Source organism: Streptomyces sp. NPDC104226, assembly GCF_055584085.1.
Genome location: NZ_JBVJMS010000002.1, coordinates 848,545 through 872,550, shown reverse-complemented (window position 1 = coordinate 872,550; position 24,006 = coordinate 848,545). Strand labels below are relative to the sequence as shown.

Genomic DNA, 24,006 nt, shown 5'->3' with positions numbered 1-24,006 from the left:
TCAGCCTCCCTTCGGCGGGACGATCTGCAGGTAGATGGCCGTCAGCACCATGTTCACGAAGAACAGCAGCATGAAGGTGATGACGACGGACTGGTTGACGGCGTCGCCGACCCCTTTGGGGCCGCCGCGCGGGTTGAGGCCGCGGTAGGCGGCGACGATGCCCGCGATGAACCCGAAGATCAGGGCCTTGAGTTCACTGATGTACAGGTCGGGCAGCTGGGCCAGTGCGGAGAAGCTCGACAGGTAGGCGCCCGGGGTGCCGCCCTGGAGGATCACGTTGAAGAAGTAGCCGCCGAGCGTACCGACGACGGAGACCAGGCCGTTGAGGAGCACGGCCACGCCCATCGTCGCCAGCACCCTCGGCACGACCAGGCGTTGGACCGGGGAGACGCCCATGACCTCCATCGCGTCGAGCTCCTCGCGGATCTTGCGGGAGCCGAGGTCGGCGCAGATGGCGGAGCCGCCGGCGCCGGAGATGAGCAGGGCGACGATGAGCGGGCTCGCCTGCTGGATGACGGCGAGGACGCTGGCGCCTCCCGTGAACGACTGGGCACCCAACTGCTGGGTGAGCGAGCCGACCTGGAGGGCGATCACCGCGCCGAAGGGGATGGAGACGAGCGCGGCGGGCAGGATCGTGATACTGGCGATGAACCAGAACTGCTCGACGAACTCCCGGAACTGGAAGGGACGTCGGAAGATGGAACGGCCCACCTCGGCCGCGAGGGCGAAGAGCCGGCCGGTCTGCCGCAGCGCCCCCGTGATCACGAGCCGCTCCCGGTGGCCGGAAGCCGCAGGGTGGGCGGCTGCGCCCCGCGCGCGTAGGTGTCCTCGATGGCGGCGCGGGCGGCGAACGGCAGCGTGTCGAGCATGGCGAGGACCCGCTCGCGGCGCCTGATGGCGGCCTGGCGCGGCGGGAGTCCGGGCGAGGGCTCCAGTTGCGGGACGATGACCCGGGGCCCGACCGGTACGACGGGCACGGAAGCCTCGGCGGCGAGGGTGGCCGCGTCCTTCTCCTCCGACATCCCGATGGGGCCCTCGCGGCGCCCCGCGAGGAACTGGGCCACGACCGGCTCGTCGCTGGTGAGCAGCAGTTCGCGCGGGCCGAAGGTGACCAGGTTGCGCCGGAACAGCATGCCCATGTTGTCGGGGACGGTCGCGGCGATGTCGAGGTTGTGGGTGACGATGAGCATCGTCGCGTCGATCTGCGCGTTGAGGTCGATCAGCAGCTGCGAGAGGTTGGCGGTGCGGACGGGGTCGAGACCCGAGTCCGGCTCGTCGCACAGCACGATCTGCGGGTCGAGCACGAGGGCGCGGGCCAGTCCCGCCCGCTTGCGCATGCCGCCGCTGATCTCGCCGGGGAGCTTGCCCTCCGAGCCGACGAGCCCGACGACGTCGATGCGCTCCATGACGATCCGGCGGATCTCCGACTCCTTCTTCCGCGTGTGCTCGCGCAGCGGGAAGGCGATGTTGTCGAAGAGGGACATGGACCCGAAGAGGGCGCCGTCCTGGAACATGAGGCCGAAGAGTTTGCGTGCCTCGTAAATGTCCCGCTCGGGGCTGTTGACCATATCGACGCCGGCCACGAGGACGCGTCCCCGTTCCGGCTTCAGCAGGCCGATGAGTGATTTGAGGAAGACGGTCTTACCGGTTCCGGAGGGGCCGAGCATGACGCTCACTTCCCCTGCGGGCAGCGTCAGGGTCACGTCCTGCCAGATGTTCTGCTTGCCGAAGGACATGGTCAGGCCTTCGACGGCCACTTCGATTCCCACTTCACCTCCAGCAGTCGTGTGTCACGGTGCGCCGCGGGCCGCACGTTAGGTCGTTCGCGATCACCGGACAATAGGTGTGACACCGATTCGGCGCGGCGCATCGGAACTTGTCACCGCGCGAACACATTCGGGTGCGCGACTTGTCTCCCCCGACAGAAGTCCCGTGTTCAGGGGCCTCCGACGTGAGATCGCGGGTCGCACCCGGAACGCTACGGTCGAGTAACATCCGGCGGCAATAAGCGGGTTCCGAGTTTTTCGCGAGATCGCCCGAGTCCCGTTCTCTTTGTCATGCGGGTCACACATGCGCGCCGCCGTTTGTCACGACGGAGAGCATTCCGTACTTCCGGTCGGGATGTATGCGTCCGGCGTGGCGGGAAAGGGAGGCCGCAGCGGCGTCCGCTCGACCGGAATTATCGATTTTGCGCACCCGGCGGCTAATGCGTCACGGAGGACCGCTCACCTCGTGAACAGTTAATGCGGGCTCTTCAAAGAATCATGAACTACGCCATTGTTCAGCTAAGTTTCCCGCAAGTAACGTCAACGTCGCGGCCGAGGAACACCGAGCCGCAGGCCGTTTCTGTCTCCCCCACCGCACAGCTGCGGCCCACCTCTGCCGGTCAATCCCCAAGGAGTCCCACAGCCATGAAGAGCACCCTCAGAAACCTCGCCGTCGTCACCGGCGCCGCTGCCGCCGCGCTCGCCCTGACCGCGGGTCCGGCGTCGGCCGTCCCGTCCACCACCTGGACCGTCAACCCGTCCCCCGCGGCCTTCACGGCGACGAACAGCGGGAACATCGTCCTCAGCGTCAACGGCATCGCCATGACGTGTACGACCTCCGGCGCGTCCGGCACGATGGCCAGCGCCACCGGCAACCCGGCCACCGTCGCCTCGATCAACGCCATCAACTTCGGTGCCAGCGGCTCGCCCTGCACCAGCGTTCTGGGCAACGTCACGACCGTCGCCACCACCCCCTGGACCGTGGTGGCACAGGACTACACCGCCGCGACCGGCGTCACCAAGGGCTACATCGGCAACGTCGACGCCAAGGTCACCGTCGGTGCCTGCGTCTTCCGCGTGACGGGCAAGGCGTCCGGCACGTACACCAACTCGACGGGCAAGCTCGCGGTGGCCAGCACCTCCGGTCAGCTCAACGTCGTCTCCTCCACCAACTGCGGCAGCGCCGTACCGGTCGGCGCCAAGCCGATCTTCACCGGCGCCTACCTGGTCAAGAAGACCGGGACCGCGATCATCCCCACCATCGTCGGAACCAACCCGTAGGCACGTGGGAGTGCTTCGGCACTCCCACGGGGTGAGTACGCCCGGCCGGCAGGACCGGCCGGGCGTTGCCCCACCCACACCGACCCGGCACTGCGGACCAGCACTGCGACCAGGCACCCCGACCGGCCCCGCCGACCGGCGTGCCCCGGACGATCTCCGAGCGGAGCAAGTGATGAGAGGCCACCGTCCCGCCCTGCGGACGCCGCGCGTGCGCGCACGCGGCGCGGCGATCGCCGCCTTCGTGGCGCTCGCCCCCCTGATCTCCTCGGCTGCCGCCGCGGTGGGGTCGCGGGAGGTCACCGCGACACTGCCCTACGACTGCACGCTGCCCTCGGGAGAGCAGCGCGTCGCGGTACGGGTCAAGGCCACCTTCCCCGGCCGGGCCACCACCGGTGAGGCGATCCGGCCCACCGCGGTCACCACGGCGGTCGAGCTCCCGGCCGCGGCCGTCGCCGACCTGGCGGCCCTGAAGGCCGCCACGGTGGTGCCCGAGACCAGGCTCTCCCTCGACGTCGCCCAGCGCGGGGCGCGGGCCGAGGCCCTCTGGCGCGGCACCGGTGCCGCGCGGCCTGCCGCCCTTCCCGCCAAGGGCCCGTTGACCCTCACCACCACCGGTGACGTCCCGACCGTGACGGCCGCCGCCGACGGCGACCTCACCCTGACGGCCACGGACCTCGGAGTCGACCTCGCCCTCGGTACGGCCGACGGGACGCCGGCCGTACCGCCGTCCCTGTCCATCGAGTGCACCCTCGCGAAGGACGCGGCCGGCCACGGCCTGCTGGCCACCGTGCCGGTCGGCCCGGCCACCTCCACCCCGTCCCCTTCGCCCTCCAAGTCGGCCCCGGCGTCCGGGCGGCCCACGGCCCCCGCTCCTCCCACGGGTTCCGCGTCCTCGTCCCCCACGGGCTCCACGTCCCCGGCAGGACCCGGCGCCCCGACGGGCTCGACCCGGCCGGGGAGTCCGGCCGGGGACCAGGACAAGGGCACGGGCAAGGCGCCGAGGATCGGCGCGTCCCGCTCCGGCTCCTCGGCCGCCCGGCCGCCGGCGCCGCCCTGCATCAACAAGAACCCCACCGACAAGTCGCTCACCGCGTACATCACGGGCTACTCGAACGTCCGCAAGCTCGGCGGCGCCTCCCTGATCCCGGTGTCGTGCGTGCAGATCGAGCAGGGCGACCCGGACATCTCGTTCCCGCCCGACGGGAGCATTCACCTGCTCCAGAAGTCCGCCGCTCGTCTCGACTACCAGGGCCGCAAGCAGACCCCGCCGTTCAAGTCGACCTTTCTGACCTTCGGGTTCGCCCCGACGACGGCGACGATGATCCTGGAGCAGGCGGGGCCCATGACCGTCGCGTCCGACGTCCTGCTCGTCTTCCCCGACAACATCGCGGAGACGTACGTGCGCGCCCCGCTGGTCCTGCGCGTCCTGGACGTGGAGGTCAACGGCACCCGTCTGGACGTCGGTCCGTCGTGCCGCACGCAGACCCCGCTCAGTTCCCCCGAGCCCGATCCGGCCTCGTACCCGGGGCCGCACCTGGTGATGCTGGGGAAGGGCCAGCTCATCAACGGCACGGACGCCACCGGTTACGTCCTGACCTCCGGCGGACCGCTCACCGGCGAGGTGACCATCCCCGCCTTCACCGGCTGCGGCACGGGTGGCGAGGACCTGGACCGGCTGCTGACCGCCTCCATCTCCGGCTCGGGCAACTACCTCAAGCAGAACCAGGGCCAGACGTGCGCGGTGGCGGTCGAGGTACCGACCGAGGGCCAGTGCACCGAGGACCGCCAGCCGTACGTGGTCCCCTCGCCCGAGCGCTGATCCGTACCGCCGACCCCGCACCCCGCACCCGCACCCCGCACCCCGCACCAAAGCCGACCCGACCGTCCCCCGTCACCGAAAGGCACCTCCATGCCCCTCGCCTCCACACGAACCCGGCTCGCCACCCTCTCGGCGCTGACCGCGTTCGGCGCTTTCGCCTCCCTCGCCACGGCGACGGCCGCCGGCACGCCGGTGCTCAACGGCGGATGGGTTCCGTTCACCCGCTGCCCCGTCGACGCGCCGACGATGCTCGGAGCGGACGGTCTGGACAAGGCGCCCCAGTGCGTCGTCTCCTACTCCACCAGCGGGTCCATCAAACTCGGCAACACGACGGTCGTCACCGGCAACAGCAACCTCCAGATGGGGGTCGTGCAGAACGCCGACGGCACCAGCACCGTCGTCGCGCCCGCCTCCGGGGCGATCATCGCCGACTCCGCGACGGTGCCGGGCGGGCTCCTCGGGCTGATGTGTCCGAGCAACGTCCCGGGCATCACGTCGATTTGCCAGCAGCTCACGGACGGCAAGCTCAACAAGATCACCGCCACCCTGGAGTCGGTGGGCACCCCCTCGAACTTCGACCAGATCGCTGGCGTCGTCACCGACCAGCCGATCGTGAGCATCCCCGTCCGCATCCACCTGGAGAACCCGTTCCTGGGCAGCAACTGCTACATCGGCACCAAGGCCAACCCGATCGTCCTGAAGCCGAAGAACCTCAACTACCCCGAATTCGGCGTGGATCGCTTCAACGGTGACGGCAGCGCGAACGAGGAAGGCGAGATGAGCCGCCTCAACCTCCTCGGCTCCACCCAGTACGACACGTCCTTCGCGGTCCCCGGGGCGAGCGGCTGCGGGCTGGGGATCTTCGGCCTGATCGACGCGGCGGTCAACCTCAAGACCGGCCTGCCGTCGGCGGCCGGCAAGAACAGCCTCAGCCTCAACAACACCCAGACCTACCTCGGCGGTCTCTTCGCCCCGGGGATCGTGGCCCCCGACGCGGGCAAGCAGCTCTCCCTCAACTGGCACTCCGCAGTCAAGTAATCGCCAGCGAGGGCCGATTCCCGGCCGATCTCACCGGCTGCGCCGCTTCCTCCTCCGACACTCGTGCTCATGTGGTGTACAGCACAAGCAATCTGATTTAGCGTCAGCACCACAAACAGGTACGGACCTGACGGGCCGCGCCCACGCCCTCGGGCTCGCTCCGGGGGCTGCCACGCCGCTCGCCGTCGGGCGCGCAGGAGAGCAAGGGACCGGTCATGCCCTCAATCGCACAGACACCGGACATCGGTGAACCGCTCGACCCGCTCCCCAGAGAGTTCGCAGCCTTGATGAGGCCCGAGGTCCCGGGCCTCATCAAGGAGATCAGGGCCGAAGTGCAGCGCGCCTATCCGGTGTACACCCGGCTCCTCAACGGCCCCAACGCGGACGCCATCCGCCAGGGCGTGGAACAGGCGCTGGGCACGTTCGTGGACCGCGTCGCCGACCCCGGCGCGAGCTCGGTCCTGCGCGACGAACTCCTGCGCAAGTTCGGCCGGGTGGAGGCCTACGAGGGCCGCGACCTCGACACCCTCCACGGCGCCTACCGGCTCGGCGCACGCATCGCGCTGCGCCGGGCCAAGACCCTCGGACGCCGGTACAAGCTGTCTCCCTCGCTGATCCTCGCCTTCGCCGACGCGCTGTTCGCGTACGTCGACGAACTGGAGGCGCTCGCCCGCGAGGGGTACGCCGAGGTGCGGGCGCGTGCCGCCTCCGAGGTGTCGGCGTTACGCAGGCAGCTGCTCCACCTCATCCTCGTCGGCTCACCCCTGCCGCAGGCGAGCATCGCCGAACTGTGCGAGCAGGCCGCGTGGGAACTCCCCGACCAGTGCACCCTGGTGGCCTTACGGGCTCCGATCCCCGACCACGTACGGACCTGCCTCGACCGGGACGTCCTCGCCGACCTCGGCATCCCGCAGCCGCACCTGCTGATCCCCGGCCCGCTCACCCCGGAGCGCACGGCGATGCTCGAAACCGCCCTGGAGGGAGTCTCGGCTGTCATCGGCCTGACCGTGCCGCCACCCCAGGCCGCCGATTCCATCCGCTGGGCCAGGCGGGTGCTGCAGCTCATCGACGACGGGATCGTGCCCAACCGGCCGGTCGTGCACTGCGAGGACCATCTGACAACGTTGTGGCTCCTGTCCGATCCGGCCCTCGTCACCCACATCGCCGCCCGCGAACTGGCCCCGCTCAGCGGGCTCACCGGCTCCCGGCGCGGGCGCCTGGTCGAGACGCTCCGCGTGCACATCTCCACGCGTGCCCCCGCCGATCAGGTCGGCGAGGTACTGGGCGTCCACGCGCAGACCGTCCGTTACCGCTTACGCAACCTGGACTCCCGCATGGGAGACCGGATCACGGACCCGGACCACCGCTTCACCCTGGAGGCGGCCCTGCGCTCGCTCCACCTCCAGGGCAACGACTACGCGGAATGACCCGGCACGCCGCCGCGTGACGCGGCGGTGTGTCAGCGGGCGTGGCCCATCAGGGTGAGGATGCGGCCGCGGCCGGTGTACACGAGGAGCGCGACCAGCACCGCCAGGACCGCTTCGGTGAGGACGACCGGGGTGGTGTCGAGGTGGGCGCCGGCCTGGACGAGCAGGGAGGCGGCGCAGTCGCCGGCGGTGACGGCGAGGAACCACACGCCCATGAGGAGGCTGGCGTACTTGGCGGGGGCGATCCGGGAGGTCATCGAGAGGCCGACGGGGGAGAGGCAGAGCTCACCGAGGCACTGGACGAGGTAGATGGCGATCAGCCACAGGGGGCTGACCTTGGTGCCGCCGTCGGCCGACGCCATGGGGATCGAGAAGACGAAGAACGAGACTCCGATCAGGGCGAGGCCGATGGCGAACTTCGTGACCATGCTCGGTTCCCTGCGGCGCCGGGCCAGGAGGGGCCAGATCGCGGCGAAGACGGGGGCCATGAGAAGGACCCACATGCTGTTCGCGGACTGGAGCCAGGAGCTGGGGAAGGAGAAACCGAGGAGGCTGCCGGTCGTGTGGCTCGCGCCGAAGATGGCCATGGTGGACGCACCCTGGTCGTAGATCATCCAGAAGACCACGGCGGCGGTGAAGAGGCGCAGGTACGCGCCGACCCGGGAGCGTTCCCCCCGGTCGAGTTCCGGGTCACGGCGGATGCGGAACAGGACGATGAAGGGGATGGTGAGTCCGGCCACGGCCAGGGGGACCAGTCCCCAGGTCAGCGTGAGGTGTCCGGACACACCCAGGGCGGCGTAGCAGGCGGCCAGCACGGCGCCGCCGAGCAGGAAGCGGCGTACGGCCCGGGTCAGTTCGCCCGGGGCGAGGGGCTCGGGGACCAGGGAGGACCGCTCGGCGAGGTGACGGGTGCCGAGGAGGAACAGGCCCAGGCCCACGGCCATGCCGATGGCGGCCAGGGCGAAGCCCAGGTGCCAGGAGACCTGCTGGCCGACGGTGCCGATGGCCAGGGGTGCGAGCATGCCGCCGAGGTTGATGCCCATGTAGAAGACGGTGAAGCCACCGTCGCGGCGCGGGTCCTCGGGGCCTTCGTAGAGGTGGCCGACCATCGTGGAGATGTTGGCCTTGAGCAGGCCCGAGCCGAGGGCGACGAGGACGAGCCCGGCGAAGAAGTTCGGGGTGCCGGGCAGGGCGAGGAGCACGTGGCCGGCGATCATCGTGCAGGCCGCGATCGTGACGGTGCGGCGCGGGCCCCAGACCCGGTCGCCGAGCCAGCCGCCCACCACACAGGGCAGGTAGACCATGGCGAGATAGAGCGAGGTGATCGCGAGCGCCGTGGGCGCGTCGAGGGCGAGGCCTCCGCCTTGGGTGCCGCCCGCCGCGGCCGGTCCGCCCGCGATCAGGTACAGGGGCAGCAGGGCCCGCATGCCGTAGAAGCTGAACCGCTCCCACATCTCCGTGAGGAAGAGCGTGGCCAGACCACGGGGGTGGCCGAAGAAGGTCTTCGGCTTCGGGGCGGGCGGAAGGGTGCCGGCCGGACGGACCGCGGTGGGCGCCATGGGAGGGGACCTCACAAGCTCGGGGTCACACACGGCGGGGCGTTCGCGGAGCGGGATCCGTCCCGGTCGGCCGCGTGCGGGCCGGTGTGTGACGACTGGATCTCTTCATCCTGTACGTGCCCGTTCGGTACGGAGCAGGGCTGTCGGTCCCGGATGCGGCGGGCCCACCGGCGGGTGCTCCCGGGACCACGCCTCGTCCCGAAGGACGGTCCGCTGCGAGGCCGGATCGGCCGATCGGCCGGACGCCCCGCACCGGGCGCGGTGCGAGCACGCCGGTGTGCAGCGGTCCGCGCAGGTCGGCCCGGCCACGGGCCGGAAGGACGAGACCACCGGACGGACCCTCCCGAAGTGTCTCGGAACGTGGACAGGCAGACCGCTGCGCGGACGTGTCCCTTACGGTCGAAGGCCTTCGCGCGGCGGCAGCACCGGCTGCCGGGTCGACGAGGAGCCGAGCCGGGCTCGGCCGGCCTCTCGCCGCTCGGGAACGGCGGCGCATGCAGGCCTGCAGCACCCTTCAGGCGGCCGGTTTGCCGGGCTGGTCGTGGGTGGCGCAGTGGATGCCGCCCCCTCCGGTGGCGATGGTGTCGATCTTGACGGGCACGATGTCCCGCTTGGGGAAGTGCTCCTGGAGGATTCCGCGTGCGCGGTCGTCGGCTTGCTTGTCGCCGAACTGGGGCATGATCACGGCGTCGTTGGCGATGTAGAAGTTGGCGTAGGTGGACAGGAAGTCGTTGCTGTAGCCGGTGATCCGGTCGGGGTTGGGCTGGGGGAGGTCGATGACCTCGAAGCTGCGGCCTCGTGCGTCGGTCGCCTTGCCGAGGACGGACTTGGCCTGGTCGGAGGAGCGGGACCAGGAGTCGGCGGGGGTTCCGGGGAACGCCCGGTCCAGGAGGATCACTCCGGGCGCGGTGAACCGTACGAGGCTGTCGACGTGGGCGTCGGTGATGTCCTCGCCGCGTACGCCCTTGAGCCAGATCACCTTCTCGACGCCGAGGAGCTTCACCAGTTCGGCTTCGATCTGGTCGCGGGTCTTCCCGCGGTTGCGGTTGTCGTTGACGATCGAGCTTTCGGTGATCAGCAGGGTCCCTTCGCCGTCGGTTTCGAAGGAGCCGCCTTCGGCGACCAAGGGGGCCTGAGTGCGGGGGATCTCGTACTTCTGGAGCAGGGTGCGCCCGATCTGGGCGTCGTTGCGGTGCTCCTGCTTGTTGCCCCAGCCGTTGAAGTTGAAGTCGACTCCGAGGACCTTGCCGGACTGCTCGACGAACACGGGGACGGAGTCGCGGGCCCACAGGTCGTCGACGGCCAGCGGGATGACCTCCACCTTCGAGCCGCACGCCGCCTGAGCGGCGTCCTGCTGATCGGGCCGGGCCATGAGGACGACGGGTTCGTACTCCGCGACGGCCCGTGCCACGCGTGCGATGTCCTCCCGCACGCGGGGAAGGTCCTCCGCCCAGACCGACTCCAGCGCGGGCCAGGACATGAAGGTGCGGGCGTGGCTCTCCCACTCGGCCCCCAGTCGCAGGCCCTCGGCCTTGGCGCCGCCGGCCTGGCCGGTGGTGGGGGAGGTACTGGGGGAAGCATCCGGTTGGCCGGGGTCGTCGAGTGCGCAGGCCGAAGCGCCGAGGGCGAGTACGCCGACTCCGGCGAGCGCACGTAGAGCGGTGCGGCGGGAGGGGGAGGGTCCGGACATGGGGGCTCCGATCGTAGGGCGGGGGAGGGGGAGGCCCTTCGTGTCGTCACCCTGACACTGACTGAAAAGTTAGTCAATTTCGCGATCGTGCGTCACCTGCCGGGTTCCTGTCCGAGCCCTGTCCGAGCCCTACGCGCCGTGCGTCTGCCGCTCGGTCGCGCGGCCCAGCCGCTCGACCTCCACGGAGACCGCGTCCCGCATCAGCTCGCGCGCGTGAGCCAGGGGCAGGGCGCCGCTCAGCCAGCGCATGCTGAGCCCCTCCAGGAGGGCGGTCAGCCGCTCGGCGGACGTCGCGAGGGCGGGCGCGGGCGCTGTCGGCCGGATCCCTCCCAGGAGGCTCGCGACGTCGTGGGTCCAGCTCAGGCTGGCTCTGGCCAGGTCCTCGCGGAGCGCGGGGTCGAAGATCGCGCTGGCCCGCAGCTCGCCCCACACCGTGCTGTTCTCGCGGACTTCGGCGAGATCCTGGAACTCCAGCAGCAGGGACTGCTCCAGCTCCTGCCGGGCGTCGTACGGTCCGGCGTCGCCGTCCGCTTCGGACGTGTACCGCTCGGCCCGGTCGCTGATGAACTCCAGGGTGTGGCGCAGGACGCCGGCCCGGTCCTTGAAGTGGTAGTAGATCAGCGCGGTGGACACCCCGGCCTCGGCTGCCAGCTCCTCCACGCGCAGCCCGCGGACCCCCCGACGGGCTATGACCCGCGCGGCGCCCTTCATGATTGCCCCTCGACGGTCCGTCGCCACGTGATCCCCTCCTGGAAGTCTGCGTCCATCAGTGTCTCATATTGACTGAATGTTTAGTTAGAGGCACGATGCGCGGGTCAGGTTCGTCCGTTTCGCCGAAAGAGCCACCGCATGTCCGCTCAGCTTCCTGGTGCGCAGCCCGCTCACCAGGCCTTGTCGGCCGACGACCCGGGGGAGATAGGCGGCTACCGCCTGCACGCGCGGCTGGGCTCCGGAGGCATGGGCGTGGTGTACCTGGCCCACACCCCCGGTGGCCGCCCCATCGCGCTGAAGGCGGTACGGGAGGAGTTCGCGGGCGACCCCGAGTTCCGCCAACGCTTCGCCCAGGAGGTGGCCAGTGCCGAGCGCATCCACGGCCTGTTCACCGCGCAGGTGGTCGCCTCCGGTGTCGACGCTCCGACCCCGTGGCTCGCCACCGCCTACGTTCCCGGCCCCTCCCTGCACCAGGTGGTCCAGCGGCACGGTCCGCTCCCGGTGCGCACGGTCCTGCTCCTCGTGGCCGGCATCGCCGAGGCCCTGCAGGCGATCCACGGAGCCGGCGTCGTCCACCGCGACCTCAAGCCCGCCAACGTGCTGATCGCCGAAGACGGCCCCCGCGTGATCGACTTCGGCATCGCCCGTGCGGCCGACGCCGTCGCGCTGACCGGCATGGGCCTGCGGGTCGGCACCGCCGCCTTCATGGCTCCCGAGCAGGCGCTGGGCCTGCCGGTGTCACCGGCCACCGACGTCTTCGCCCTCGGCGCGCTCGTCGCGTACGTGGCGGGCGGCGAAGCCCCCTTCGGGCCGGGGCCGGAGTCGTCCGCGCTGTACCGGGTGGTGCACGAGCAGCCCGACCTCGCCCGGGTCCCGCACGAGCTGCGGGATCTGGTGTCGTGGTGCCTTGCCAAGCGGCCGGAGGACCGCCCCGCGACGGTGGACCTGATCGCCGCCGTTCACGCCCACCCCCTGGTGGGGCCCCGTCCGGAGTTCTCCGAGGGCTGGCTGCCGCGGACCGTCGGCAGCGAGCTCGCGGGACACGCCGGGCAGGCGGCGCCGGTCCACGTGCAGCCCACCCTCGCGGCCCCGGCCGTTCCCGTTCCCGTTCCCGTTCTGCACCCGAGGACCGAGACCCGCCTCGCCACCTCCGCGCACCGTGCCCGCGCGGGCAGGAAGCGCCGCCCGGCCCTCGCCGCTCTGGCCGCGGTCGCCGCCCTGGTGCTGGCCGGCGCCGCCTTCTTCTACCTCGACTCCGTCCCGCCGGGGGAGGGCTCGGCGGAGGACTCGGCCGAGGCTCCCGGCACCTCCGCCGCTCCGTCCCCCGCGGCCGCCTACGTGCCCGGCGGCAAGAGCGTCGAGCTGACCTCGCCCGATGCCACGTACGAGTTCGACCTGAAGGCGGGGAAGGTCGTCCCCGCGGATACCGCCGCCTGGTACCTGGCACGCGACCAGAAGGGTTTCGTCCTCCCCGAGGACGGCGACGCCTTCATCGCCGCCGGGGACGAACTCGGCCCCGAGGACTGCGTTCGCGGCATCGACACGCAGCCGGTCACGGCGCTCGCCTTCGCCGACCTGGCCGACGAGCGCCCCTTCTGCGTCCGAAGCTCCGACGGGCAGGACATCGCCATCGTCCGACTGATCGCGGCGCAGCCCGATGGCGGGCCCGTCACGGTGACCATCGATCTCCATCGCCGGAACCGGTAGCCGGTCGTTCCGGCGAGGGGAGGGGCATTTTTTGCGTCGGAGCCATTGACTGAATATTCAGTCCGGGCGAGCATGTGCGGAATCCCCCTCTCCGTTCCCGCACCTAGGGAGTCCCATGAACACGTCTGCCACGTCCCGACGCCGGCTGCTCCAGCTCGGCGCGGCAGCTCTGCCGCTCGCGGCCCTCGGCTCGGTACTGCCCACGGTGGCCCGTGCCGCCACCAGCCCTTCGGGCGAGACGCTGCGGATGCCCGCGGAGACCGACCGCCACGTGCGGACCTTCATGTCCTGGCCCGCGCTCTCGTCGGTCTGGTCCACCCAGCTCGCGGGGGTCCGCAACGACATCGCACGGGTGGCCGACGTGATCTCCCGGTACGAGCCGGTCGTGATGCTGGCCCGGCCCGAGCAGGCCGCCGCTGCCCGGTACGCCTGCGGAGGCGGGGCGTACCACAGCATCGAGGTCGTCGAGATCGACAACGACGACCTGTGGATCCGGGACTTCGGCCCCACCTTCGTGGTCGCCCCCGGCGCCGTGGCCGGAGTGGACACCAACTTCAACGGCTGGGGAAAGACCGGTACTTCGTACTACCAGCCCTTCTCCAACGACGCCGCCGCCGCAGCAACCCTCCTCACCCAGTACGGAGTCGACCGGATCCGGGCTCCCTTCGTGGGCGAGGGCGGATCGCTGGAGACGGACGGCCAGGGCACCCTGCTCGCCACGGTCAGCTCGCTGGTGAACGGCAACCGCAACCCCGGCATGACCCAGGACCAGGTGGAGCAGGCGCTCAAGTCGTCCCTCGGCGCGGACAAGGTCATCTGGGTCCCGGGCCTGGCCGGACAGGACATCACCGACTGCCACATCGACTGCCTGGCGAGGTTCGTCTCGCCCGGGCAGGTCATCCTCGACCAGCCCGGCCCCCGTACCGACAGCAAGTGGGTCGCGGTCTACAACGAGACCAAGAAGGTGCTGGAGAGCGCCACCGACGCCCAGGGGCGCCGGCTCACCATCACCGAGCTCCCCGGACCCGACCGGCGCTACATCCGGGGGAGGGGCACCGACTTCCTGTCCAGCTACACGAACTACTACACCGTGAACGGCGCGGTCCTCGTGCCCCAGTTCGGCGACAGCTACGCCGACGACGCGGCCTACGGCATCCTGCGGGCCGCGTACCCCGGCCGGACCGTCGCCCAGGTCAGGATCGACAACATCGCCAGTGGCGGCGGTGGCATCCACTGCGCCACCCAGTCGCAGCCGGCCGTTCCGCCGGCGGCCTGACCCGGGGACACCGGACGACGCGCCACGACAGGGCAAGGCAAGGCAGGGCAGGGCAAGGCACGAGGGGAGGCAAGGGCATGCGGCACGGTCTGTTCCAGGCGGTCAGTGATCTCGTTCTGATCGCCGTCATAGGGCTGGCCGTGTCGGCACTCTCGGAGTGGTCCGGCGGCTGGAGCACCGGCGGCGTGCCGCACGGACCGGCCGGCCAGGTCCTCGTGGCCGGTTGCGCGATGGTGGCGGTGCTGATCCGGCGTCAGTTCCCCTCGGTCGCGCTGGCGGCCGCTGCCGTGCTCGTGGCGGTGGAGCCGCTGACGGGCGGGGTCTTGGCGGCCGTTGCGCACGCGGCGGGTCTGCGGTGGGCCCGGCTGCGGAGCCGTGTCCTCCTGCTGGCCCTGTGTGCCGCGGTCCCTCTCGCGATCACCCTGGCGAACACGGCCGGGGAACCGCCGCCCGTGCTCGGGTACGAGCTCATGGTCGTGCTCGTCACGGGCATCGTCTGCGGTGCCCTGCCCGGTCTGGCCGGCGCGCTGGCGGGCCAGCGCGAGCGGCTGGTCCGGGCCCTCCGGGAGCGCAATGCCTTCCTCGAGCACGCACATCGCTCGGCGGAGGAGCAGGCCAGGTCGCGCGAGCGTGCCCGGATCGCGGGGGAGATGCACGATCTGCTCGGTCACCGACTGAGCCTCATCGCCCTGCATTCCGGCGGGCTCGCGATGGCCACCGAGAAGGGCGATCCGGAGGTCCATCGCAGTGCGCTGCTGGTGCACCGTACGGGTCGGCAGGCGATGGAGGAGCTGCGCGGCGTACTGGGCGTGCTGCGAGCCGGGGAGCCGGCCGGGGAGGACGCCTCGCAGGAGTTGACCCCGGACACGGGAACCCGCTCCGATGTCACCGTCCTGGTCGCCCAGTCCCGCGCGGCCGGCATCGCCGTGGCCCTGGACTGGACCGGCGAGGAGCTGACCGGTGCGAGCCCCACCGCCCGGCGCGCGGTGGACAGGGTGATCCGCGAGGCACTGACCAATGTGCACAAGCACGCAGCCGGGGCGTACGTGACGGTATCCGTGCGGGGGGACGCCCGGCGCGTTCGGATCGAAGTGCGCAACGGGCCCGAGACGGCGGGCCGTTCGCCACGGCTTCCGGGCACCGACCTCGGACTCGTCGGTCTCCACGAGCGGGTTCGCCTGCTCGGCGGCACGCTGCGCGCCGGACCCACTGACGACGGCGGTCACACCGTGGTCGCGCACATCCCCCTGTGCTCCGGCCCCGTGGTGGCGGGTACGTCCGTCCCGGCCGGACACGAGGCCCTGGCAGCGCCACGAACCCGGCGGAACCGGGTGGCGACGGCAGCGGCCACCGTGCTCGGCGTGCTGAGCGCGGTGGCCTTGCAGTTCGTCACCCTCGCCTTCGTTCCCTACCCGGGGGAGGACGAGCCGCCGGTGCCCGGCGAGGTCGTCGTCCCGGCCGAAGCGACCGCTCGGCAGGGTGATCCCGTCGGGCCACGGGTCCGCGACCGCGACCGAGAAACATCCCGGACTGTGAGGTTTTCGCTGTGATCCGTGTTCTGCTGGCCGACGACCAGGAACTCGTCCGCGCCGGCATCAGGCTCGTCCTCAAGCACGCCGAGGACATCGACGTGGTGGCCGAGGCATCGGACGGGCGCGAGGCGGCGCACCTCGCCGTCCTCCACCAGGTCGACGTGGCGATGCTGGACATCCAGATGCCGGGCACCGACGGACTCTGCGCGGCGGAACGGATCGCCGAGCGGGCCCCCTCGGTACGCGTGGCCATGCTCACCACCTTCGGTGAACACGCCTACGTGGCCCGTGCGCTGAGGGCGGGAGCGGCAGGATTCCTGCTGAAGGACAGCACCCCGCAGGAGCTCATCCAGGCCGTCCGCACGATCGCGTCCGGCTCACCGGTCGTGTCCCCCCAGGTCACGCAGCACCTCATCGACCGGTACCTCAGCAGCGACGAGGTGACGGCCGACCCGCGCCTCGACCGCATCGCCGCCCTCACCCTGCGCGAACGCGAGGTGCTGGCGATGGTGGGCACCGGGGCCTCCAACGCGGAGATCGGCAAGAGGCTGCACCTGGGAGAAGGGACGGTCAAGGCGTACGTGAGCCGGATGCTGACCAAGCTCAGCTGTACCAACCGGGTCCAGGCGGCCCTCCTGGCCCGCGACGCCCGGGTGCGCACCCCTCCGGAGGCGACCTGAGACGGAAGGGCCCCGGGTCAGTTCCCCGGGGAACCCGGGGAAGGGGGAGGGGTGGCGGTGCCCTGCCCGGGCGCCGGCGTCGCGCTCTGCCTGCCCACGGGTGCTTCCCGGGCGGGATCGATGTCGGTCGCCTGCCGTGGAGGCTGCGCTCCGGCGACGCCGACCGCCAGGAAGGCCCCGGCCGCCCCGGCGATGACGGTCTTGGACACCAGCGCGGTCCAGCGCATCAGGGCCTCCTCGGGTGGGTGACCGCGGCCATCAGGCCGTGACCGGTGACGTTCTGGATCTGGAGACCCGGCCGGGCGTTGACCTCGAGGATCAGCGGACCGCGGTCGGCGTCGACGACGATGTCCGCGCCCAGGTAGCGGAGCCCCGTCGCGGCCGCGCACCGGCGGGCCGCGTCGAGCACCTCGGGCCAGTGCGGGACGGTCGCTCCGATGAGGAGTTCACCGGTGTCGGGGTGCCTCTCGGTCGGCTCCTTCCCGACGAGGGCATGGGTGATCCGGCCGGTGGGCAGATCGACGGCGGCGCCGATGGCCCGCTGGTGCAGGTTGGCCCGCCCGCCGCTGAACCGGGTGGGCAGACGCAGCATGGCGAGCCGCGGCCGGTCCCCGTCGCAGATCACCCGGATGTCCGGCAGCCCTTGGTGGGAGAGCCGTGCCAGAGCCGGGTGCGCCCGGATCAGCGGTTCGAACATGGCCCAGTCGCTCGGGCGGGGGGAGAACTCGCCGTCCAGGATGCGGCGCAGCTGGTCGGCGACCAGGGCTCGGGCGATCCGCTTGCCGGAGGAGGAGGTCCAGTGCCCTCGGCGCCGGCCGAAGGCCAGCAGGATGCCGTTGCCGCCGAGGCTCTGGTTCGGCTTGAGCGCCCAGCAGTCGGGCAGTGCGTCCCAGCGCAGGGTCGCGATCTCCCGGCGGGAGCGCAGCAGGGCCAGGGTGGGGGAGGTCGGGGCGCCGACCGAGGTCAGGGCTTCCTTCGTGGCGTACTTGTCGTTGACGAGCCGGATGGCGGCCGAGGGGTTCTGCCGGGAGATCCGGGCGTTGCGCAGGTTCATGCCCATGACGGGGTCCCAGCCGCGGAGCCGGATCACGACGCGGCCCCCTGCGCCTTCGCCGCGGGCGCGAACCGCGAGAGCTCGCTCAGCCGCAGCCCGCGGTACGTTCCGGCGATCGCCGTCCACACCCCGCACGCGAGCGCGAGCTGCAGGGGCACCGCCTCGGCGAGGTGGCGTACGTACGGCGTGAGCAGGAGCAGCGCCACCAGGACGGCCGTGCCCATGGTCAGGGCGGCTCCCACGACGGCGGCCCGGATGCCGTCGAGGTCCCATGCGTCCCACAGGCGTTCGGTGATGATCGCCGTGACGACGACCGGCAGGGACATGCCCCAGGAGTCGGAGAGCCCGAAACCGCCCAGGCCGAGCTGGGCGGCGATCAGGCCCGAGGTGACCACCGCGATCAGAACGCCGAGGCGCGCGACGCGCGGCAGGTGCAGGCGGCGCAGCACGGGCTGCAGCGTGAAGCCGAGTACGAACATCACCAGCGTGAGCGGAACCCCCAGGGGCAGGCCGGCTTGCGCGTACGCCAGGGCCAGGAGTACCGGGCTGAACGTGCCCAGCGTGTTCAGCCCGACGACGACCCGTAGCACCACGATCAGCAGGGCGGCCAGCGGCAGCAGGGCCATCATCGACACGGGGTCGATCGCCGGCGCCTTGGCGAACAGGATCCTCAGGGCGGAGGGCGCGGCGGTGGACTCGGGCTGGGTGAGGAGCCGCTTCCCCACGGCCACCTGAAGCCCCTGCACCTCCTGGCGTCCGAGCAGTACGGGGGTTTCGCGCTTGGAGCGGTTGTTGACGCTGACCTTGGCGACGAACGACCGGCCGGCCAGACGCACCGTGGTGTCGACGACGGGGCGCTTCTCCCGGCCGAGCGCCGAACCGACGGTGATCCTCGGCGCCGCGGCCAGATCGAACCCGAGGTCCTTCGCCAGGGCCGTGTCCAACGAGGACGCCGACGCACCCGTGTCGATCAGTGCGAGCACCTCGGCCGTCTTGCCGTTCGGCCCGCTGATCCGCACCATCTCCCGCTCACCGATGACCTCGGGCGACCGCCCAAGGGACCGGTCCGGGGAGCCGAGCACGCCGAGCAGGAGGACGCCCAGACAGGCTACGGCCGCGAGCACCTTCACGAAGACCGGCGCCCTCCCGCGCCCACCCCGATGGCCGCCGGTCGCCCGCCGTCCGCTGTCCGAACTCGTTTCACTCTTCAAGAGGTCATGCATGGGGACAGCCTTGATCAGCGGACCGGGAGTCCAGTAGTACCGATCGGCCACGGAGGGGCAACGAAAGTTGCCTGTGCACAGGGATGCGCGACCTCCCCCTCACGACGGCGGGAAAGGGCCCGGTAGGGTGCTGACCATGGCGTCTCGCAGCACTCAGATCCTCGAAGCCGCCGCCCGGGTGATCGCCCGGCGCGGTGTACGCGGCCTGCGCGTGGAGGAGTTGGCCGCCGAGGCGGGCGTGTCCACCGCTCTGATCTACTACCACTTCAAGGACCGGACCGGAATCCTGCGCCAGACGCTGGAGTTCATCAACGACCGTGCCGAGCGCTACACGACCTACCGCGACGCGGACGCCGAACCCCTCACCCCGCGAGAGGAACTGGACCGGACGCTGCTGCTGGAACTCCAGGACACACCCGAGGTCAGGGAGAACAGCAGTGCCTGGGGAGAGCTGCGGGCCAGCGCCGTCTTCGACGAGGTCCTGCGCGAAGACTTGGCGCGAGCCACCCTGGTCTGGATCCAGGAGGTAGCGGCCCTGCTGGGCCAGGTCCGGCCGATGGCCCCGGCCGTCGCGCTCGCGGCGGCCGCGGAACGGCTCACCGCTCTCCTGGAGGGCCTGAGCATGCGCTGGCTCAGCGGCACGCTCCAGCTGCCCCACGCCCGGACCCTGCTGACCGGCGCCATCGATGCCGAGCTCGAATGCCTGGGGCGCTGAGTACGCGTCCCGCCGCCTTTACGCACGCGACTGCGCCACCCCGCCGTTCTTCCCCTGCCCGTTGCCGGAGCCTGGGGGCCGTGGTTCACAGTCGGTAGCCGAAGCCGGGATCGTGGTGGATGAGCGGTGGTTCGCCGAGCTTGCGGCGCAGGGCGTGCACGGTGACCCGTACGGCGGTGGTGGCGGGGTCCAGTGCCGCGTCCCACAGTCTGTCCCGCAGCTCGTCGGTGTCGACGGGTGCACCGTCCGCCCGCAACAGCAGCTCCAGTACGCCGAGTTCCCTGGGCGTCAGCTTGAGCGGGCGCCCGTCGCGTTCGGCGACCCTGCGGACGGTGTCCAGGCTGATCCCGTGCCGGCTCAGCACGGTGGCGGCGCTGCCGTGGGAGGCGCGTCGGCCGAGAGCCCGCAGCCGGGCGACCAGTTCCAGGTAGGAGAAGGGTTTGGCCATGTAGTCGTCGGCGCCCTGGCCGAGGCCGTCGAGGAGGTCGGAGAGGCCTCCGGCGGCGGTGAGCATCAGGATCCTGGCCGGGTAACCGGCCGTGTTCAGGGCCCGGCAGACGGAGTCCCCGCTCAGATGGGGCAGATCCCGGTCCAGGACCAGTACGTCGTACGTGGTGGCGGCGGTCATCTCCAACGCGCGGGCACCGTCGTGCGCGACATCGCAGACCATGCCCTCCCCCCGCAGGCCTTCGGCCAGCATCCCGGCCAGCTCCACCTCGTCCTCGACGATGAGCACTCGCATGTCGTCCCTCCTCCACTCGCCTGCGCCGTGCGCCGTCCTGTGTGTGAACCCGCTGGTCAAGGATCCCCCGGGCGGGGTGAGCCAGCGGTTAGGCGCAGCTCACCGACGGCTCACCGGACGCCCCGTAGAACTTCCGGGAGACATCCTCGACAGAGAGCGGGAGCACGATCATGCGCAGTCGAACCGGGCGGGTCCTCATGGCGGCCGCCGCCGTGAGCGCGGCACTGGTGCTGAGCGGTTGTTCCTCACAGGACGCCGCGCCCAAGGTCGCCGGCGGCGACGGATCGGGCAGGAGCAAGCCGCAGGACGACAACGAGGTCCGGCGGGCCTGGGTGACCTGCATGCACGGGCAGGGCCGCAACGAGGTCCAGCAGGAGAAGGACGGCAACATCTCCATCCCCGCCTCCGGCACCGGCGGCGACGCCGACGTCGCCGGATACGAGGCCGCGGCCAAGGTCTGCGACGAGAAGGTTCCCGGCATCCACCAGGCCAAGGCGAAGGACAACCAGAAGTTCGTCGACATGGCACGTGCCTTCGTCGCGTGCGGCCGGAAGAACGGCTACCCGGACATGCCCGACCCCGACCCGAAGGACGGCATCCTCGTGTTCACCGCGACGTCGTTCGACGCGGCCAAGTGGGACGCCGTCCAGCCCGCGTGCAGCAAGCTGCCCATGCCCGGTTACCGGATCGGCGAGTGAGCATGTCCGAGAGCGCCGAGTCCGCCGCCCCGGTCGTTCCCGATGCGCGCGGCGCCGGGCGCAGGAAGCGCCGCCGGACCGTCGTCCCGCTCGTCCTCATAGCCGCGCTCGCGGGGACCGCCGCGTGGGGCGCGACCCGCCCGTGGGAGGACGAGGGCTCCGCCGCAGAGCAGCCGTCCGCCGACCACGGGACCGTGGTGGTGGAGAAGGGACTGCTGTCCAGCAGCATCCAGGTCGCCGGGGCCCTCAGCCACGACGCGCCGACGCCCGTCGTCGGCTCCGGCCAGGGAACGATCACCGCTCTGCCCGCCGTCGGCTCCGTCGTCAAGGCGGGCGGCAAGCTCTACGAGGTCGACGGGCGCCCGGTCGTCCTCATGACGGGGGACCGGCCGATGTGGCGCGAGCTGGGCCCAGGCGTGGCCGACGGCCCCGATGTCAAGCAGCTCAAGAGCAACCTGATCAAGCTCGGCCACGCGGGCGGCCTCGGCCTGGCCGTCGACGAGAAGTTCACCGAGGGCACCGCCGCCGCCGTCAAGCGGTGGCAGAAGGCCCTGGGAGTCAAGGAGACGGGAACGCTCCCGCCCGGCGGCGTCGTCATGCTGCCGCTGGCGGCGGTGCAGGTGCAGAAGCTCGGAGCACAGCTCGGCTCCGCCCTCGGGGCGGGGTCCGTGATGACCGTGAGCGGCACCGACCTCGTCGCGGTCGTACAGCCGGCCGAGAACCAGCTGTCCCAGTTCAAGCCCAACGGCAAGGTGGTGGTCAAGCTCTCCGGCGGGGGCACCGTCGAGGGGCGCATCCGCTCCCTGATCCGCGGCGGCGACGCCGGCGGAGCCGAGGGCGGGGCGGGCGGCGGTGGGGGCGGACAGCAGAAGACCTCCGTCACCATCGTCCTGGACGGCCAGGACAAGGCCCAGGCGGCCGGACCCTCCTCGGTGACCGTCAACGTGGTCGGGGAGACAGCCGCCGACGCCCTCGTCGTCCCGGTCACCGCGCTGCTCGCCCTGGACGGCGGCGGCTACGGCGTCAAGGTCGTCGACGGCGCGACCAGCCGGCTGGTCAGGGTCCAGCTGGGACTGGTCGCCGATGCCAAGGCGCAGATCACCGGTGACGTGGACAGCGGCGACCAGGTGGTGATCCCCAAGTGACCACGCCTCCACAGCAGGGCCAGGTACCCGTGCTGGAGCTGACCGGCATCGTCAAGGAGTATCCGGTTCCGGGATCACCCCCGCTGCGCATCCTGCACGGCATCGACCTCACCGTCGAAGCCGGTGAACTCCTCGCCGTCGTCGGCCCCTCGGGCTCCGGCAAGTCCACCCTCCTCGCCCTCCTCGGCTCCCTCGACCGGCCCACCGCCGGGCAGCTGCGGTTCGAAGGCCGCGACCTGTCCGGCCTCACCGACCACGAACTGGCCGCCCTGCGCGCGCAGCGGATCGGCTTCGTGTTCCAGCAGTTCTTCCTCCTCCCCGGACTCACCACCGTCGAGAACGTCGCCACGGGCATCCTCTACAACGGCACCCGCGACGCACGACGGCGCGAAGCGGCCGTCGAAGCCCTGCGCGAGGTCGGCCTCGGGCACCGCCTCGATCACCACCCCGACCAGCTCTCCGGCGGGGAGAAACAGCGCGTCGCCATCGCCCGCGCCCTCGTGGGACGGCCCGCGCTCCTGCTCGCGGACGAGCCCACCGGGGCGCTGGACAGCGCCTCCGGCGCGGCCGTCGTCGATCTCCTGCGCGCCCTCAACGACAACGGCACCACCCTCGTCGTCATCACCCACGACCGCGAGCTCGCCGCTTCCTTCCCCCGGCGCATCGGCATGCACGACGGCCGCATCGACTTCGACGAACGCCGCCGCCCGCACCCCGCAGGAGCCGACCGATGACGTCCCCGTCCCCCCTGCGCCGGACCCGGCTGCGTCCGGCGGACCTGCTGCGCCTGGGATTGATCGGACCGCGCACGCGCAAGATGCGCACCGCCCTGTCCGCCCTCGGCATCTCCCTGGGCATCGCCGCCGTCATCGCCGTGACCGGGATCTCCTCCTCCAACCAGGCGCACCTGCTGGCCCGCCTGGACCAGCTCGGCTCCAACCTGATCACCGTCGCCCCGGGCAAGGGCAGCGACCAGCAGCCCGTACCGCTGCCGCCCACCGCCGAGAAGATGCTGGCCGACGTCGCCCCGGTACAGCAGGTCACCGCGACCGGCGCCACCGAGGCCGAGGTCTACCGCAACGACCTGGTGCCGAAGGAACAGACGGGCAGCATCACCGTGCTGGCCGCCCGGCTGAACCTGATGGACGTCCTGCACGCCACCCTGCGGAGCGGTAAGTGGCTGGACGGGGCGAGCGAGAACCTCCCCGTGACCGTGCTCGGAGACCAGGCCGCGCAGCGCCTCGGCGTGACCGCGCCGGGCGAGCGGGTCTGGCTCGGCGGACAGTGGTACGCCGTCGCGGGAGTCCTCGCACCGAACGAGCTGGCCCCCGAACTCGCCACGGCAGCCCTGGTCGGCTGGCCCCAGGCCACGGCCCGCCTCGGCGCGGACGGCACCGCCGTCACCGTCTACCTGCGCTCCCACCCCGAACGCGTCCCCGACGTCCAGGCCGTCGCCGGCGCCACCGCGAACCCGGGCAACCCGAGCCAGGTCGCCGTCAGCCGCCCCTCCGACCTGCTCACGGCACGGAACGAGACGAAGGGGGCGCTCACCGGACTCGTCCTGTCCCTCGCCGGAGTGGCCCTGCTCGTCGGCGGTGTGGGCATCGCCAACACCATGGTGGTGGGCGTCATGGAACGCCGCGGCGAGATCGGACTGCGCCGAGCGCTGGGCGCCAGGGGCGGGCAGATCGCCGTCCAGTTCCTGCTGGAAGCCGTGCTGATGGGCTTCATCGGAGGCGTCGGCGGGCTGATCGCGGGCGGCCTCACCGTCTACGGCTACGCCCTCACCCAGGGATGGCCGGCCTCCATCCCGCTCTACACGATCGTCGCCGGCCCCGTCGTCTCCGTCATCGTCGCGGCCCTCGCCGGGATCTATCCGGCCCTGCGCGCGGCCGGGGCCTCTCCGACGGACGCCCTGCGATCGGCCTGAGGGGGGATCCGGA

22 protein-coding genes are annotated in these 24,006 nt (G+C 71.4%); 13 read left to right on the top strand and 9 right to left on the bottom strand.

Annotated features, from left to right (window positions below; genetic code table 11):
* Complete coding sequence (locus tag ACZ60J_RS09250) at positions 1–765, bottom strand: MlaE family ABC transporter permease (protein WP_469680058.1); 765 nt, start codon at positions 763–765, stop codon at positions 1–3.
* The gene (locus ACZ60J_RS09245; RefSeq protein ID WP_469680056.1) at positions 762–1,769 is read right to left on the bottom strand and encodes an ABC transporter ATP-binding protein; all 1,008 of its coding nucleotides are present in this window, start codon (positions 1,767–1,769) and stop codon (positions 762–764) included. The genes ACZ60J_RS09250 and ACZ60J_RS09245 overlap by 4 nt, the downstream gene beginning before the upstream one ends.
* 642 nt (positions 1,770–2,411) lie before the next feature.
* Here ACZ60J_RS09245 and ACZ60J_RS09240 point away from each other — a divergent pair.
* The 4 genes from ACZ60J_RS09240 to ACZ60J_RS09225 all read left to right on the top strand — a co-directional run bounded on the left by ACZ60J_RS09240 (position 2,412) and on the right by ACZ60J_RS09225 (position 7,331).
* Positions 2,412–3,047 carry a hypothetical protein gene (locus ACZ60J_RS09240; RefSeq protein WP_469680054.1) on the top strand — a complete coding sequence of 212 codons (636 nt, stop codon included), beginning with the start codon at positions 2,412–2,414 and terminating at the stop codon, positions 3,045–3,047.
* Between the two features lie 172 nt (positions 3,048–3,219).
* Positions 3,220–4,866, top strand: a complete 1,647-nt coding sequence (locus tag ACZ60J_RS09235; RefSeq protein WP_469680052.1) for a DUF6801 domain-containing protein — start codon at positions 3,220–3,222, stop codon at positions 4,864–4,866.
* 90 nt (positions 4,867–4,956) lie between these two features.
* Entirely contained in the window at positions 4,957–5,904 is a 948-nt protein-coding gene (locus ACZ60J_RS09230; protein WP_469680050.1) for a hypothetical protein, read from the top strand.
* Between the two features lie 215 nt (positions 5,905–6,119).
* Positions 6,120–7,331 (top strand): PucR-like N-terminal domain-containing protein, encoded by a 1,212-nt coding sequence (locus tag ACZ60J_RS09225; RefSeq protein WP_469680048.1) that lies wholly within the window; start codon positions 6,120–6,122, stop codon positions 7,329–7,331.
* A gap of 32 nt (positions 7,332–7,363) precedes the next feature.
* On the opposite strand, the gene ACZ60J_RS09220 is transcribed toward ACZ60J_RS09225, so the two are convergent.
* From ACZ60J_RS09220 to ACZ60J_RS09210, 3 genes are all read right to left on the bottom strand, one after another.
* The gene (locus ACZ60J_RS09220) at positions 7,364–8,890 is read right to left on the bottom strand and encodes a peptide MFS transporter (protein WP_469680046.1); all 1,527 of its coding nucleotides are present in this window, start codon (positions 8,888–8,890) and stop codon (positions 7,364–7,366) included.
* Between the two features lie 514 nt (positions 8,891–9,404).
* On the bottom strand, positions 9,405–10,580 hold the full coding sequence (locus tag ACZ60J_RS09215; protein WP_469680044.1) for an agmatine deiminase family protein: 1,176 nt from the start codon (positions 10,578–10,580) through the stop codon (positions 9,405–9,407).
* A gap of 129 nt (positions 10,581–10,709) precedes the next feature.
* The gene (locus ACZ60J_RS09210) at positions 10,710–11,291 is read right to left on the bottom strand and encodes a TetR/AcrR family transcriptional regulator (RefSeq protein WP_469680042.1); all 582 of its coding nucleotides are present in this window, start codon (positions 11,289–11,291) and stop codon (positions 10,710–10,712) included.
* A 138-nt stretch (positions 11,292–11,429) separates the two neighbouring features.
* On the opposite strand from ACZ60J_RS09210, the gene ACZ60J_RS09205 reads away from it, so the two are divergent.
* The 4 genes from ACZ60J_RS09205 to ACZ60J_RS09190 all read left to right on the top strand — a co-directional run bounded on the left by ACZ60J_RS09205 (position 11,430) and on the right by ACZ60J_RS09190 (position 16,486).
* Positions 11,430–12,998 (top strand): protein kinase domain-containing protein, encoded by a 1,569-nt coding sequence (locus tag ACZ60J_RS09205; RefSeq protein WP_469680040.1) that lies wholly within the window; start codon positions 11,430–11,432, stop codon positions 12,996–12,998.
* A 115-nt stretch (positions 12,999–13,113) separates the two neighbouring features.
* The gene (locus ACZ60J_RS09200) at positions 13,114–14,274 is read left to right on the top strand and encodes an agmatine deiminase family protein (protein ID WP_469680038.1); all 1,161 of its coding nucleotides are present in this window, start codon (positions 13,114–13,116) and stop codon (positions 14,272–14,274) included.
* A 77-nt stretch (positions 14,275–14,351) separates the two neighbouring features.
* The gene (locus ACZ60J_RS09195; RefSeq protein WP_469680036.1) at positions 14,352–15,824 is read left to right on the top strand and encodes a sensor histidine kinase; all 1,473 of its coding nucleotides are present in this window, start codon (positions 14,352–14,354) and stop codon (positions 15,822–15,824) included.
* Positions 15,821–16,486 (top strand): response regulator, encoded by a 666-nt coding sequence (locus ACZ60J_RS09190; RefSeq protein WP_469680034.1) that lies wholly within the window; start codon positions 15,821–15,823, stop codon positions 16,484–16,486. Before ACZ60J_RS09195 ends, ACZ60J_RS09190 begins: the two co-directional genes overlap by 4 nt.
* Positions 16,487–16,503: 17 nt before the next feature.
* Here the strand turns inward: ACZ60J_RS09190 and ACZ60J_RS09185 are convergent, their stop codons facing one another.
* From ACZ60J_RS09185 to ACZ60J_RS09175, 3 genes are read right to left on the bottom strand one after another with little or no spacing between them, the layout of a single operon-like run.
* Positions 16,504–16,713 carry a hypothetical protein gene (locus ACZ60J_RS09185; protein ID WP_469680032.1) on the bottom strand — a complete coding sequence of 70 codons (210 nt, stop codon included), beginning with the start codon at positions 16,711–16,713 and terminating at the stop codon, positions 16,504–16,506.
* On the bottom strand, positions 16,713–17,576 hold the full coding sequence (locus tag ACZ60J_RS09180) for a sugar-transfer associated ATP-grasp domain-containing protein (protein ID WP_469680030.1): 864 nt from the start codon (positions 17,574–17,576) through the stop codon (positions 16,713–16,715). Before ACZ60J_RS09180 ends, ACZ60J_RS09185 begins: the two co-directional genes overlap by 1 nt.
* On the bottom strand, positions 17,573–18,670 hold the full coding sequence (locus tag ACZ60J_RS09175; protein WP_469680028.1) for a 7TM domain-containing protein: 1,098 nt from the start codon (positions 18,668–18,670) through the stop codon (positions 17,573–17,575). The genes ACZ60J_RS09180 and ACZ60J_RS09175 overlap by 4 nt, the downstream gene beginning before the upstream one ends.
* Before the next feature lie 229 nt (positions 18,671–18,899).
* Here ACZ60J_RS09175 and ACZ60J_RS09170 point away from each other — a divergent pair, with 229 nt between their 5' ends.
* Complete coding sequence (locus tag ACZ60J_RS09170; RefSeq protein WP_469680026.1) at positions 18,900–19,478, top strand: TetR/AcrR family transcriptional regulator; 579 nt, start codon at positions 18,900–18,902, stop codon at positions 19,476–19,478.
* A gap of 85 nt (positions 19,479–19,563) precedes the next feature.
* On the opposite strand, the gene ACZ60J_RS09165 is transcribed toward ACZ60J_RS09170, so the two are convergent.
* Positions 19,564–20,220, bottom strand: a complete 657-nt coding sequence (locus ACZ60J_RS09165) for a response regulator transcription factor (protein WP_469680024.1) — start codon at positions 20,218–20,220, stop codon at positions 19,564–19,566.
* A gap of 170 nt (positions 20,221–20,390) precedes the next feature.
* Between ACZ60J_RS09165 and ACZ60J_RS09160 the strand changes: the two genes are divergently transcribed.
* The 4 genes from ACZ60J_RS09160 to ACZ60J_RS09145 are packed head-to-tail and all read left to right on the top strand — an operon-like array spanning position 20,391 to position 23,993.
* Complete coding sequence (locus ACZ60J_RS09160) at positions 20,391–20,918, top strand: hypothetical protein (RefSeq protein ID WP_469680022.1); 528 nt, start codon at positions 20,391–20,393, stop codon at positions 20,916–20,918.
* Positions 20,919–20,920: 2 nt separating this feature from the next.
* Positions 20,921–22,063, top strand: a complete 1,143-nt coding sequence (locus ACZ60J_RS09155; RefSeq protein WP_469680020.1) for a peptidoglycan-binding protein — start codon at positions 20,921–20,923, stop codon at positions 22,061–22,063.
* On the top strand, positions 22,060–22,797 hold the full coding sequence (locus tag ACZ60J_RS09150; protein WP_469680018.1) for an ABC transporter ATP-binding protein: 738 nt from the start codon (positions 22,060–22,062) through the stop codon (positions 22,795–22,797). The genes ACZ60J_RS09155 and ACZ60J_RS09150 overlap by 4 nt, the downstream gene beginning before the upstream one ends.
* On the top strand, positions 22,794–23,993 hold the full coding sequence (locus ACZ60J_RS09145; protein ID WP_469680016.1) for an ABC transporter permease: 1,200 nt from the start codon (positions 22,794–22,796) through the stop codon (positions 23,991–23,993). Before ACZ60J_RS09150 ends, ACZ60J_RS09145 begins: the two co-directional genes overlap by 4 nt.
* Positions 23,994–24,006: the final 13 nt, after the last annotated feature.